At 39.9% G+C, this 13553-nt stretch carries 12 protein-coding genes and 1 pseudogene; 1 reads left to right on the top strand and 12 read right to left on the bottom strand.

Going from position 1 to position 13553, the window contains the following annotated elements; all coding sequences use genetic code 11:
• Positions 1-130: 130 nt before the first annotated feature.
• From QNH24_RS16005 to QNH24_RS16020, 4 genes are all read right to left on the bottom strand, one after another.
• Positions 131-1114, bottom strand: coding sequence for an alpha-ketoacid dehydrogenase subunit beta (locus QNH24_RS16005; RefSeq protein ID WP_283868553.1), 984 nt, complete (start codon positions 1112-1114; stop codon positions 131-133).
• The gene (locus QNH24_RS16010) at positions 1114-2130 is read right to left on the bottom strand and encodes a thiamine pyrophosphate-dependent dehydrogenase E1 component subunit alpha (RefSeq protein WP_283868554.1); all 1017 of its coding nucleotides are present in this window, start codon (positions 2128-2130) and stop codon (positions 1114-1116) included. Before QNH24_RS16010 ends, QNH24_RS16005 begins: the two co-directional genes overlap by 1 nt.
• A gap of 338 nt (positions 2131-2468) precedes the next feature.
• Positions 2469-3896, bottom strand: coding sequence for a dihydrolipoyl dehydrogenase (gene lpdA, locus QNH24_RS16015; RefSeq protein ID WP_283868555.1), 1428 nt, complete (start codon positions 3894-3896; stop codon positions 2469-2471).
• A 180-nt stretch (positions 3897-4076) separates the two neighbouring features.
• Positions 4077-5171, bottom strand: a complete 1095-nt coding sequence (locus tag QNH24_RS16020) for a Leu/Phe/Val dehydrogenase (RefSeq protein ID WP_283868556.1) — start codon at positions 5169-5171, stop codon at positions 4077-4079.
• Positions 5172-5478: 307 nt separating this feature from the next.
• Between QNH24_RS16020 and QNH24_RS16025 the strand changes: the two genes are divergently transcribed.
• Positions 5479-5715, top strand: a complete 237-nt coding sequence (locus tag QNH24_RS16025) for a DUF2627 domain-containing protein (RefSeq protein ID WP_283868557.1) — start codon at positions 5479-5481, stop codon at positions 5713-5715.
• Positions 5716-5760: 45 nt separating this feature from the next.
• Here QNH24_RS16025 and QNH24_RS16030 read toward each other — a convergent pair whose 3' ends face one another.
• The 8 genes and pseudogenes from QNH24_RS16030 to QNH24_RS16065 form a co-directional block, all read right to left on the bottom strand.
• Complete coding sequence (locus QNH24_RS16030; RefSeq protein WP_283868558.1) at positions 5761-6489, bottom strand: glycerophosphodiester phosphodiesterase; 729 nt, start codon at positions 6487-6489, stop codon at positions 5761-5763.
• Positions 6482-8053 (bottom strand): flagellar assembly protein A, encoded by a 1572-nt coding sequence (locus tag QNH24_RS16035; RefSeq protein ID WP_283868559.1) that lies wholly within the window; start codon positions 8051-8053, stop codon positions 6482-6484. The genes QNH24_RS16030 and QNH24_RS16035 overlap by 8 nt, the downstream gene beginning before the upstream one ends.
• Before the next feature lie 436 nt (positions 8054-8489).
• Positions 8490-8645 (bottom strand): annotated as a pseudogene (locus tag QNH24_RS16040) (sporulation initiation factor Spo0A C-terminal domain-containing protein); the annotation flags it as partial.
• Between the two features lie 118 nt (positions 8646-8763).
• A complete protein-coding gene (locus QNH24_RS16045; protein ID WP_283868560.1) occupies positions 8764-9012 on the bottom strand; it encodes a hypothetical protein in 249 nt (82 codons plus the stop codon).
• Positions 9013-9363: 351 nt separating this feature from the next.
• Positions 9364-9948, bottom strand: coding sequence for a tyrosine-type recombinase/integrase (locus QNH24_RS16050; RefSeq protein ID WP_283868561.1), 585 nt, complete (start codon positions 9946-9948; stop codon positions 9364-9366).
• Positions 9949-10326: 378 nt separating this feature from the next.
• Positions 10327-10764 (bottom strand): phBC6A51 family helix-turn-helix protein, encoded by a 438-nt coding sequence (locus tag QNH24_RS16055; RefSeq protein ID WP_283868562.1) that lies wholly within the window; start codon positions 10762-10764, stop codon positions 10327-10329.
• The gene (locus tag QNH24_RS16060; RefSeq protein ID WP_283868563.1) at positions 10746-11261 is read right to left on the bottom strand and encodes a hypothetical protein; all 516 of its coding nucleotides are present in this window, start codon (positions 11259-11261) and stop codon (positions 10746-10748) included. The genes QNH24_RS16055 and QNH24_RS16060 overlap by 19 nt, the downstream gene beginning before the upstream one ends.
• Positions 11262-11332: 71 nt before the next feature.
• Positions 11333-13531 (bottom strand): phage tail protein, encoded by a 2199-nt coding sequence (locus QNH24_RS16065; RefSeq protein ID WP_283934542.1) that lies wholly within the window; start codon positions 13529-13531, stop codon positions 11333-11335.
• Positions 13532-13553 lie beyond the last annotated feature (22 nt).

A 13553-nucleotide genomic window follows, 5' to 3' on the forward strand; every position in this document is an offset into this window, starting at 1 on the left:
CACTGTAGAAAAACAGTTCTCAAAACGGACTATTCGACTGAGGCTTTCCTTTTACAATAAGTATTTGTAGCACTCATTAATCAAAGATTTTCACTAAATACTTTTTCAATTTGTGAGAAGTGCCTTCTATTTAGAAGGCAGCTAGTTCACGCATCGAGCGTTCTACTTTATCAGGATTTATCATAAAATACTTTTCCATTGTTGGAGCATAAGGCATTGCCGGAACATCTGGTCCTGCAAGGCGTTGAATGGGTGCATCAAGATCAAATAAACAATGCTCAGCGATGATGGCCGCCACCTCGCTCATGATACTACCTTCTTTATTATCCTCTGTTACCAGCAACACTTTTCCTGTTTTACTTGCAGCCTCAATAATTGCCTCCTTATCAAGTGGATATACAGTACGAAGATCTAGAATATGTGCAGAAATACCATCTGCTGCTAGTCGCTCCGCAGCTTGTAATGCAAAATGTACAGCTAAACCGTACGTAATGACCGTAATGTCATCTCCCTCACGTTTAACATCCGCTTTACCAATTGGTAATGTGTAATCATCCGCAGGCACTTCACCTTTAATCAAGCGATATGCACGTTTATGCTCAAAAAATAACACAGGGTCTTCATCACGAATAGCTGCTTTTAATAAGCCTTTAGCATCATATGGTGTTGATGGAATAACAATTTTCAATCCTGGCGTTCCTGCAAAAAGTGCCTCTACAGATTGGGAATGATAGAGTGCTCCATGTATACCCCCACCAAACGGGGCACGTATTACCATTGGACAAGTCCAGTCATTATTTGAACGGTAACGAATTTTTGCTGCCTCAGAGACGATTTGGTTCACAGCAGGCATAATAAAATCTGCAAACTGCATTTCGGCAATTGGGCGCATACCATACATCGCAGCTCCTATACCAACACCGGCTATAGCACTTTCTGCAAGAGGCGTATCAAGTACACGATATTCACCAAATTGATCGTACAAGCCAGAAGTTGCTTTAAATACTCCGCCCTTACGACCAACATCCTCTCCTAAAATGAAAACACGCTCATCACGTTCCATTTCTTCCTTCATCGCTAATGTAATCGCATCAATATAAGACATCACTGCCATTACACGTCACCTCCGTCCACTGGTGCATACACGTATTTCAAAGCATGTTCCGGTGTGGCATACGGTGCAGCCTCTGCATAATCCGTAGCCTCATTTACTTCAGCCATCACACGTTTCTCGATTTCTGAACGTAGTTTCTCTGACATTACACCCATATCCATAAGATACTTTTCAAATAGTAAAATAGGATCCTTAGCCTTTCCTTCTGCTATATCTTCAGCAGTACGGTATTGACGATCATCATCATCGGAAGAGTGAGCCGTTAGACGGTATGTCACAGTTTCTATTAAACTTGGACCTTCACCATTACGCGCACGGTCTGCAGCCTCTTTCACCACTTTATAGACTTGTAATGGACATTTGCCATCAACCGTAACACCCGGCATACCGTAGCCAATGCCACGATCCGATACTTTCGCACAGCCTAATTGACGTTCAACAGGCACAGAAATTGCATAGTGATTATTTTCTACCATTATAATGACTGGAAGCTTATGAACACCTGCAAAATTCGCGCCTTCATGGAAATCCCCTTGGTTAGAAGAACCTTCACCAAGCGTAACGAAAGAAACAAAATCTTCTTTCTGTAGCCGTCCTGCAAGTGCAACGCCCACTGCATGTGGAACTTGCGTTGTAACAGGAGATGATCCCGTTAAAATACGATTTTTCTTTTGACCAAAATGACCTGGCATTTGACGACCACCAGAGTTTGGATCTTCCGCTTTGGCAAATGCAGACAGCATCAATTCTCTTGGTGTCATACCAAAATGTAAAACAACGCCCATATCACGATAATATGGTGCAATATAATCCTTCTCTTTATCGAGTGCAAAGGCTGCTCCAACTTGTGCTGCCTCTTGTCCCTGACAAGAAATAACAAAGGGAATTTTACCTGAACGGTTTAATAACCACATACGCTCATCTAATCTTCTTGCCATTAACATCGTTTCGAACATTGCAAGGACATCTTCATTTGATAAACCTAAATCTTCATGCTTGATTTGAACATCTTGCATACGAACACCCCTTTCGCATTGTAAAGAAATAACTAAAGTATATAATCCTCTCACACGATAATACTTTAGTTATGAAATGATAAATTATCAATTATGCCTCGGCACAATTGCGTCCAGAATCGGCTTTGTGTTTACACAAAGAACTCCCTTTCGATTCCGTGACATCCGCCAGAGGCTTTGGGCCAACACGATGTTGGTCACTCAGGCGTTTTCACAGGATGTGAAGATCTTAGCCTGAGTTCCTCTATTTCAGCGTGTCTTTGGCCACCCCTTGAAACGTAGCTGAATTCACATTCATCTCACGACCTATAAAGGTGGGAGACTTCTGCTGAGAGAGGTTAAAAATGAATAGCACGATTATCCACAGCTAATGCTGATTCTACTAGCACCTCATTAAGAGACGGATGCGGATGAATAGCCTGACTAACTTCCCATGGCGTTGCATCAAGTAATTTAGCAAGTGATGCTTCACCAATTAAATCTGTTACATGTGGACCTACCATATGAATACCCAAAATATCATTTGTTTCTTCATCTGCTATAATTTTTACAAAGCCGTCTGTCTCCCCATTTACAAGTGCTTTACCAATCGCCTTGAATGGAAACTTTCCTATTTTTAAGGTATAGCCCTGCTCCTTAGCAGCACTTTCTGTTAAGCCAATGCTTGCAACCTCTGGAAAAGAGTAAACGCATTTTGGCACCTTTAGTACATCTAGTGCTTCTGTTTTTCCTGAGGCAATATGTTCAATGGCACATAATCCTTCGTGTGAAGCTACATGTGCTAATTGTAACCCACCAATCACATCCCCAATGGCATACATATGTGATTCCTTTGTCTGATACGAATTATTAACTTTAATAAACCCATTCTCAATTTCGATTTCTGTATTTTCTAAGCCTATACCTTGTGTATTTGCTTCACGCCCTACGCTAAGCAATAATTTATCAGCCTCGAATAATTCATCCTTATCGTTAACTTTCGCAGAAATGAAAACGTTATCATTTTCAATTTTGAACGTTTCTGTATCTAAGCGGGCGTTTGTCACAATACGAACGCCTCTTTTTTCAAGCTGCTTCGTGACTTCTTTGACAATGTCTGCATCTTCTGATGGTAAAATCGATGGCCCATATTCAATAACCGTTACATATACGCCAAAATCACAAAGCATGGATGCCCATTCGATTCCAATAACACCGCCACCAACAATTAGCAATGACTTCGGTAGCTCCTCCATCTGTAATGCATGATCTGAGTTCATGACATATTTCCCATCAATTGTTAATCCAGCCATTCCTCTAGGCTTTGAACCTGTTGCAATCACAACATTTGTTGGCACAAGCATTTCATTTTCCTCGCCATTACTCATTTCCACTGAAATAGTACCTGGCATTGGTGAAAAGATAGAAGGGCCTAAAATTCTGCCTGTTCCCTGATAAACATCTATTTTACCTTTTTTCATTAGTGTATTCACACCTTGGCTCAACTGCTCAACAATGGCTTGTTTCCTAGCCTGTACTTTGTCAAACTGCAATGTAACTCCTTCAATATCTACACCAAATTCTGCAGCCGTTTTATTGGCCATACGATACACTTCAGCACTTCGAAGTAAGGCCTTACTTGGTATACAGCCTTTATGTAAGCATGTGCCACCAAGTTGCTCACGTTCAACAATAGCTGTTTTTAAACCTAACTGTGCCGCACGAATTGCTGCAACATAGCCTCCTGTACCTCCACCTAAAATGACAACATCATAATTTTGAGCCATATTGTTTCCCCCTTATGAGAAAAGTGCTAAATCCGCCTATCCTTCAATCACATTGGATAATATAAGAAAAATCCCTTTCACTCCTTGGTAGGGCTTTAGCTTTATTTCAGTTAAGCTACTAATCTCTAATTAAAGTTAGAAGAAGTCGACAATGCGACTTCCCTAATGATTAAGTGATTTTTAACGACCATGTAAAATATTTTTTTCATTTTTTAAAAATTGGCTACGTGATTTAGACACTCGTGCAATTCGTTCTTCTGCTAAACGATTAGCCGCTACATACGTAGGAATACCATCTCGTTTGGAAATAGCAAAGATTTTTTCAATACTATCATAAATACCATCAACACGCTTCATCGCTCGCTCACGATTATAGCCATATAATTCATCTGCAACGTTTATAACCCCACCTGCATTGATAACATAATCAGGCGCATAAACAATTCCTAATTCATGTAAGATATCACCATGGCGAGAATCTTGTAGTTGGTTATTGGCAGAACCAGCAACAACCCTTGCCTTTAATTGTGGAATCGTTTCATCATTTAAAATTGCTCCTAATGCACAAGGTGAGAAGATATCCACTTCCTGTGAATAGATGTCATCTGGTGCGACAGCTGTTGCGCCAAAATCATGAACTACTCGATCAATTGCTGCTTGATTAATATCAGTCACAACAAGTTTTGCACCCTCATTATGTAAATACTCGCAAAGCTTGTAAGCAACATTTCCTAGCCCTTGTACAGAAATTGTACGTCCCTCTAATGAATCAGATCCAAAGGCTTCTTTTGCTGCTGCCTTCATCCCACGATAAACACCGTACGCAGTTACTGGAGATGGATTACCTGATGAACCAAATGCTGGAGAAATACCAGTTACATAATTTGTTTCTTCATGGATTAAATCCATATCTGTTACTGTTGTACCAACATCCTCCGCTGTAATGTAGCGTCCATTAAGCCCTTGGATAAAACGTCCCAGTGCTCTGAACATTTCCTCATTTTTATCTTTAAATGGGTCACCGATAATGACCGTTTTCCCACCGCCAAGGTTTAAACCAGCAGCTGCATTTTTATAAGTCATGCCACGTGCTAAACGTAATGCATCCTCAATCGCATTCTCTTCTGATGCATATGTCCACATACGTGCCCCGCCTAATGCTGGTCCAAGTGTTGTGTCATGGATTGCGATAATCGCTTTTAACCCTGATGCTTCATCTTGGCAAAATACCAATTGTTCATAATCATACTTTTCCATATACTTGAAGATTTCCATGAAAACTCGCCCCTTTGCTTTGGAAAGTGCATCCCCAAATGCCCATCCAATCAAGTTTTAAATGATAATAAAATTGTTTAGTAATGGATAATAATGCTCCATTTAATTTTACAATACTGACAATTTCACAATTTCGCAACTATTATTACACATTCTCGATTAAGTAAGAATTTTCTAAACATTCAGTTACGAATCCTAGTTTATACCCTTTGTGCTCATGGCTTCAGCAGTCACATAGTGAAATAACGTTTCTTGACATTCCAATAACCACAGGTACAATTAAACTTAGGAATAAGGAGGGACATGCATGGCTCGTTTAGCTGCATTTATTGTAATGCTTATTCCAGGTCTTATGGCTGCAGGTGGCATTAAATTCATGCGTGATACATTATTTGGTAAACTTATTGCACCTTTCCCGTTTTTATGGTTACAGTTCGTTGTGGGCGTCATTCTCTTTGTAATAGGATTTGGCTTTTTTGCAGGCTTTTTACTCCACCGCGATCGAAAAAATGGAAAAGTTGCTCCGCGCTTTCAAAAAAAATAAAAATAGCTATCCATCTAAGTCATTTGACTTACTGGATAGCTATTTTTATTGACGGTGCTGCTTCGCAATTACTTTATCAGGATAATCAGTAATCCAACCAATTACTGATGGATGTGGGTTTGTCAAAAAAGCCTCATTACCATCAATCGCATAAAAACGACATGCTTTATCACTTGCTACACATGCCTCTAAAAATCTTGGTTTATAATACCTTTTATGCATATGCACGCTGTCAATCGCTTTATAATCACTGAGCAAATCCCATTTTAATTTTTTAGTTGCAATAAGGGCTGTTTCAACATCAGATCTATATTGCTTCACGATTTCTAACAGCTCATAGTGAAACGATGAAAAATGACTGCCAACAGGCAAAATAAGTTTATGAAGCATTTGAATAAGTGCATTTTTATTATCAAGGATGGTTGATTTTAATTCAATATTAAGGGGTAGCTGATGGGAATTTGCCCATGCTAAAACGGCATCTAATGTTGGAATTTTGTACGAAGAAAAAAAACGTCTCCAGGGCTTTCCAAGCTTAAAGCTAAGAAGCTCCTCTACTGTACACTCATTCACAAGCTTATTGATGCCAACTAATCTTGATAGTTGTGGATCATGATAGACAACTGGAATTCCTTCCTTTGACAATTGGATATCCAATTCAATGCCATCTGCACCTAGCTCCAATGCCTTCTCAAAAGCCCTGAAGCTATTTTCAAGTGCATAAGCTGACGCTCCTCGATGTGCAAACACAGGAATGGACGATTGGCTAGACATTTAACTCACCAAATTCAAGGAGAAATTTACCATTGGTCATTTTACTTAATAGGGATGATTTTTTGCCAATCTGAATATATGTGCCTGGATGCGCTTCTTTTGTCACAGTAATTTCCTCTTTACCTGCATGGCGCATTTCATCCATCATTAGTTTCACCTCACGGTCAATTGTCACTGCTTCGGCCTTCAATTTCGTTAAGACCTGCTTCGTTTCCTCAAATGTAGCCACTTGCTCCTTCGTCATTTGATTAAGGATTGGTAATAAGCTTTTAATTTTTCCCTCTTGTATTGAAATATCTGATTGTAGTTGCTTTAAGTGCGTTGCCTTCTCTTGCATAAGCGAATAGCTTTCTCTTTTATTGACACTTTCAATGATTAAATCCGTTCGACGCTCTAAACGGTTTCCAGATATAGCCGTGACAATTGTATTTTTCGCTACTGCGCGACCCCCAATAATTTTACCTTTTCGTTCGTCCACAAAGATAGAATGTGCAGTGAGCTGTGATCCTAATGCATAAAAGCCTATATGAATACTATCAGCTGCGACTAAATTTGCTTCATTAACATGCTTGACGAAAATATTGCCGCCTGCCTCCACCAATGTTGAACCAAGCCCAAAAATGCCACCGCGAATATAGACATCACCCTCAATAGATTTTATAAGCTTGGCGCCACTTACACCTTCGGCACCCTCAATTGAAATGTCTCCAGTAGCAATAACCGTATAGCCAGAAGTGACCGTTCCTTTTATACTTAATGAGCCATTAAATTCAAGGTTTCCTGTTTCAACACCAACATCACCATGAATAGGCAAATGTCGATTTACACCAATCATGCCCTTGACATCATCTAATACGCCTGCAATTTTGGAGCGGATAACAATTTTCCCATTCTCCTCCACTTCATAGGCAGATTTTTTATCGTATTTAATGGGAAAATCACGACCTGGTGCAGCAGCAATCGTATCACCTAGCACATTTTTCCCTGCTTTCCCTAAAGTTGCAGGTATTTTTTCGCCAAGCCATGACCCTTCAGAAATTTCAGAGATAAAGTTCATATCATAATAATCAGCTTTTCCATCTTCGCGAATCACTGGCTTTCTCTCTGGTTTAGGTAAGTATGTAATTTGTGCATCTGTTCCTGCTACAGGTGGCGTTCCTTGAGCAATTAAAAATGCTTTTCCTGGTTCAATTTTCGAAATATCAAAATCCAAAATTCCATTTACAATTCCTTCATCTTCAAGCGTTTCTAAAATTTGTTGCGACAATTTTTCTTTATTTTTTTGAATATAATCATGTGTTTCATAGATAAATATAGAGGCAGACATTTTATCTCGTGCAATTTCCGCTTCCACATTCGGAAGCCAACGTCCGATTTCAACAGGATTTATACTTTCAGTCGCTAATACATTTTTTAATATTGAAAAATTAGACAACTTTAGGCGGGGATGACTGCGTAAAATACTATCAAATTCTTTTAATGGAAAACCAGCGCTGAAAGTTACCATATATACTTTGCCATTTTCTTCTGATATTTCGAAGTTATCATTCCGAACTAGAATCAAGCTACCTCCTCCTTCCCTCTATCTGTAAGTATATACAATCTATTTACATTTGTTTAGAGACAATTGTCACTACTCAGAAAGAAAATACCCATACTTTATCAGTAAGACATTCTACCATATTTTATATTTTTCCTATCATTTTTAGCTGTTATTTACTACTAAAAGGAAATATTTAACTTAATGTATGCTATTCAGTTATCATAATTGTATAAAATAACTGCAAGTAATCATGTTATTTACTAAATCATTCATTAATTTATCATATAGATACTGTTTTTGTCACAAATTATACAAAAATGCATTAGGCCTTCCTAACTAAATTAAAAAAATACGCCTCATAAACAGCTTGAAGACTGCTTACATAGGCGCTTTGAATTTATATATAGGTTATAAATAATGGCTACTGGTCATTCTCCTTTAACATATGATTGTTTTTTTAGCTCGCCATCATATCAATGCGAATCTTATCCGCAATCATGGCGATAAATTCACTATTTGTCGGCTTCGATTTTAAGTGATGAACGGTATAGCCAAACATTGACGAAATCGATTCATAATTTCCTCGATTCCACGCTACCTCAATGGCATGGCGTTTTAGATAACTTTTATATAGCGAAAGTTTACCGGTCATTCTACCGGAAGCCTTCTCAGTTTTACACGACTCATATTTACCGATTATTTTACGCTAACACTCTACGGTTGTAAACCAATTACTTACGATTTAAATACTCATATTTACCTAACGCCTTGAATAATGCAACTATACCCTTTTTTACTCTTCCTGTTGCCTCAATAGTTCGTAACATTATCATATAAGCTGCGGATTCATCGAAAGAAAATATAGTGACACCATCGTTCCCAAACGCAAACCCTTCATCAATAAGTCTAATTTCCTGTAAATGTTCGTAAATCCTAGAAATAGAATAACCCGAAAATGAGGACATTTCTTTTACATCCATCTTCAATTTAACTCCTTTGATCTATTACCGGTAAATATTATTTTTTGCGCTGAAAAAAACTATACATTTCCCGTGGATAAATTGCAACCCCTAATTTCCACTCAAACCCTTGATATGACTGCGTTAGAAGTGCGTCACTCATGTTTTGAATATAACCATAAATCCTATTGCGTCAGTTTTTCGTTAAAACTTATTTATATAGGAAGAAACACGATTTAAATTTTTACCCTGAGGAATAAAAAATATTACGGAGAAGTCGCAAGGAGCAGATGAGCAGATTCCAGCGAACGGGCTTTGGGGACAAAAAAAGAACGACCAACAAACGAATTGAATCGCTGTTGATCGCGTTTATTAAAAGAATGAAACGTTTTTAATGCTTTGTTTAATTCGTTCGTCAGTCATTCCGATGTAACGAAGCGTTGTCTTTTGCGAACTATGATTAAAGATTTCCATTAGCGTTGCTATGTCGTTAGTGGCGTTGTAATAAGTGTACCCGAATGTTTTGCGCATAGTGTGAGAACCAACCGAATGATTGCCGATTTGATCGCCAGCATCAGTTATAATGCGGTAAGCTTGCGTCGTGCTGATATGTCCGTCGCCCTTGCGTGATGGGAATATGTACGTTGTTCCTGGCTGCAATGTATCGATATAGTCTGCGATAGCTACCATTAGCTGATCGAGGTGGACAGTGCGTTCCTTCTTCGTCTTACCTTCCCGTATCTTAAACGATGACTTACCCTTTACTTGTTCGACTCTAAGCGCAACTAAGTCTCCGCAGCGTAAGCCGGTAGATATGCCGAGCTTGAATAGTAGCTGATTGCGAAGTCCGTATTCCTTCGACATGCCTAAAGCTTCTAACATCTCGCTTATTTCTTCTTTCGATTTTAACGGCTGCACATCGATTAACATGCCTTTTTTCTCGTTATGATTAGCCATAATTCCGCCCCTTTTGAATGTATCCTTTTATTCGTTATATCTAAAATAGCATACATTCGTTAGATACGCAATTATTAAACGGCTATTTAACAACGTTTTATATGTATCCTTTTCATTAAAAGCATACATTCGTAAGGTTGCCGACTGCCTACCTTTTGCATTAATGATATAGTGCGTCGAAACCGCGTCATATCGAACCGTGGAGATTTCAGACACCCATGCACGTCAGCCCTGTGTGCCCGATGATTTCGGTATAAAACGGCATTATTACGATTTAAGAACCGCGTCAACTTTACGTCATCTATCCGATAATAGACATAAAAAAAGACGGACACACCCGAAGGCATACCCGATATTTGTTGCGTTAGTTTTGCGTCATTACATTGATTGGCGTAGTCGTTCAATATCCGCCTTGACCTTGTCGACATCCAATGTATCAGCAAGCGACTGTTCATGCGTTACTACTTCTCGCTTATCAACTAATTTACCGTTGATCTTATAGAATAGTTCTAGCGCTTTAATCGCTGCCATTCCGTTGTTACTCGTTCCTTGAATCAGGCGGACTAACTGTGCGTCAGCCAGTGAACGGTAGCTATCCAATTTTGTATCGCTAATAGCAGCCATATACTGAACAAACGCCGGCTCTTTACGCCACTCATACAAAGTACGAATCCCGATTCCTAGTTCGCCAGCGATTGATTCATACGTTGCCTTCTCGCCTTTTGGCGCATATTCTCGTTCTAATAATAATTCCGCCGCTGTCATTTTAGCAGGCGTTAGCTTCGCCTTTAATCCGTCTAGTGTAAGTTTTGCCATTGTTTAATCTCCTCCATTTTCTGCGTTAAATATGCGTCATAATCTCCGGTGTAGTCTAAGCGCTCCATCTCATTCCAATAAGGTTCATACTTATCGGCTACGACACTTGTAATATGGTTTGCGGCAAATAGCGGTGATCCTTTTTGTCCTGTAGCTTGACCTGTTATTTGACGTAAATAGTATTCCATCATCAAGCAATCGACACTAAGACTAATATCGACACAATGTTTAGCCACATCTAACGCCTCAATCCATCCGTTTAACTTTTCAGTTGCCTCTAACACAAGCCATTCGTTTGTCTGTAATAAAATTTCCGCATACGACAACAAGAACGCTTTCACATCTTTTTCATATCGCTGATACACCTCGTATGCGAAGTAATCACTAACCTTTTTCAAATCTAATACACAATATCCACGCTCAATATCTGCAGCATTCTTTTCTTCTTCAAAGCGTTTCAAGTCTGCGCGGATACGCTCAATATCAATCGTTGTCATTTCATCACTCCTTGTTCGTTTTATTAGAAAAGGCAAGCACCGCTATAAAATCCGATACCTGCCTCGTTGTTTTATGACGTCACCCCTCGTTTCTCTAGTATTTTCGCTACAAGTGCGTCAGCAATACGATTTATATCGGCATCTTCACGCACTGTGATTTGATCCGCAAGTTTTGCTATTGAAATGCTGCCCGAACCGTTTCCTTCCGAATATTCTCGATTCTCTCGCGCAGTTAAAACGCGTTCACCTTTGTGGAGACGCGCTGAATATCCGTCATAGGGTACGGAATCTAGTCCACTATAATGAGATTTCTTACCGCCTTTTTTATCGTCGCCAGCACCGATTATATTTCCGACGAAGTTTACGCCCGCGCTGATTCCGTTACTAATCCAGCTCGGCAGCTTAGCGCTAGAGATAAATCCGATAAAGTCTTTTACATGTCCGTATGCAGTCGAAACCCATCCGCTTAATGATTCGAACCACCCTTGTACGACTGATAGAGCGTCTGAGAAAGCATCGAACGCATTCTTAACGCCAGTTAGGATGAAGTCTACTAACGGAGATAAAACGTTATCCCAAGCCCATTTAATTATCGTAGATAAAGCCTCCCAAGCAATTCCTAAAGCCGTAAGAATTGGTTTTGCGATTGCCCATAACGTCGAGAATAACTGTACTAGGAACGAGATTGCCGGAGCGATTACGTTGTTGAAAACAATCATCGCAATATCTCCGATGACCTGTAGGATATTCCAGAATCCACTTAGGTATGGCTCGATAATCGTCCATACATTCGAAATGATGTCGGCGATAGTGGAAAACGCTTGGGAGAACGTTTCTTTCAGTCGCCCAAAAACGCCTTTGAGTTGACTAAATTTTTCGGTAGCATACGTTCTAAATTCTTCGAACTTCGTTTTAATTGTTTCGAACGAACCTTCTCCGAAAATTTTATCAAAAACTCCGCCAACGCCACCTGTCTTAAAGGCCTCTGTCAGTTCCGCCATTTTCGACTTGATTCCGTCTACTACAGAATTAACTTGTTTGGCAATATCCGGTGGGAATAGCGCATTTATCAACCCACTTGTACCTCCGCCCTTAAATGCGGACCATAGCTCTTTTACTTTGCTGACGATACCGTCGATAGCTCCACGGAAGGTTTCGCTATTGTCATAAAGCGCTTTGAATCCGATTGCTGCTGCGGCTATTCCTGCAGCAATTAACGAGACTGGATTTGCCAACGCAGAAATTGTTCCTACTACAGCTAACGCAGCTACAAACGTACCAATCGCTCCTGCTACGTAAGCTATTTGTGTTCGCCATTTCACGAAAATATCGTATAAAGCAATCGCTTTGTCTGTAGCTTTAGCAAGCATCCCTCCCAATTTATTACTGATAGATGTCGTATCAAGACCGTCAAACATTTTATTTAGTCGCCTTAAAAATTCTCCTAGCTTTGTATTACTTTCCATTCCCATGTTTCTGAAGAACGTTTGTGACTTCTCTTCGAGTTGAGACCACAATCCTTTTGTCGTATTTCCCATCTTATTAACCATTTCATCTGTAACGCCCATTTTGGTTAATAATTTATCCAAACCGGCCATCTTAGCAGACATGCCGTCCATTTTAGTGATTTTTTGCAATTCCTTTTTATCTAGTCCGACTGCCTCGTACATTGAAACGTAGTCACCTTGCATAAGCTCTTTTGTTGAGAAAGCCGCCTGTTGAGTGTCTACGCCTGAAAGCGCCTGTATACGTTCAACTAGTCCCCAAACTTGTTTTAATTCATCAAGGTTCTTACTGATTCCTATGAATGCTTTTGAGTTTGTCATCATATCCGTACTGTTCAATACCGGACTATCAATTGCAGCCTTCTCAACCATTTGAAGGTACTTTTTTGCTTGCTTATCATCGCCAAACATACCGCTAATGGCCATCGCATTTTGCTCGTAGTTTGCTGCAGCCCCAATTGTCAAATTTAGCAATTTAGCAGCACCGTTCGCTCCTACGTATGCGCCAGCTAGCCCTATTAATGCGGATTGCATCCCACGTAACGACGCACTAAGTCCGTTTGCACCTACGCGCAATGAAGTAACTCGAGTTGCAAATCCACCCATACGATTTGATGCCGAAGAAACTGCACCACCAAAACGGTTGGTTGCCGATTGCGCTCTCGACATACTATCGCCAGTTGTTCTGCTTGCACGGTTCATTTGCTCCATCATCTGAGTGATTCGTCTAAGACGCGATGTGCCTTGATCACGTACACGAAACACGGCTGTCAAATTTACGGCCATA

The sequence above is a fragment of the Lysinibacillus pakistanensis genome (assembly GCF_030123245.1).
Classification (GTDB): Bacteria; Bacillota; Bacilli; order Bacillales_A; family Planococcaceae; genus Lysinibacillus; species Lysinibacillus pakistanensis.

Bases quoted from the DNA above. Each gene is read 5' to 3' on its own strand.
- QNH24_RS16005 (WP_283868553.1), bottom strand. From the start codon at position 1,114: ATGGCAGTGATGTCTTATATTGATGCGATTACATTAGCGATGAAGGAA.
- QNH24_RS16010 (WP_283868554.1), bottom strand. From the start codon at position 2,130: ATGCAAGATGTTCAAATCAAGCATGAAGATTTAGGTTTATCAAATGAA.
- lpdA (WP_283868555.1), bottom strand. From the start codon at position 3,896: ATGGCTCAAAATTATGATGTTGTCATTTTAGGTGGAGGTACAGGAGGC.
- QNH24_RS16020 (WP_283868556.1), bottom strand. From the start codon at position 5,171: ATGGAAATCTTCAAGTATATGGAAAAGTATGATTATGAACAATTGGTA.
- QNH24_RS16025 (WP_283868557.1), top strand. From the start codon at position 5,479: ATGGCTCGTTTAGCTGCATTTATTGTAATGCTTATTCCAGGTCTTATG.
- QNH24_RS16030 (WP_283868558.1), bottom strand. From the start codon at position 6,489: ATGTCTAGCCAATCGTCCATTCCTGTGTTTGCACATCGAGGAGCGTCA.
- QNH24_RS16045 (WP_283868560.1), bottom strand. From the start codon at position 9,012: ATGGATGTAAAAGAAATGTCCTCATTTTCGGGTTATTCTATTTCTAGG.
- QNH24_RS16050 (WP_283868561.1), bottom strand. From the start codon at position 9,948: ATGGCTAATCATAACGAGAAAAAAGGCATGTTAATCGATGTGCAGCCG.
- QNH24_RS16055 (WP_283868562.1), bottom strand. From the start codon at position 10,764: ATGGCAAAACTTACACTAGACGGATTAAAGGCGAAGCTAACGCCTGCT.
- QNH24_RS16060 (WP_283868563.1), bottom strand. From the start codon at position 11,261: ATGACAACGATTGATATTGAGCGTATCCGCGCAGACTTGAAACGCTTT.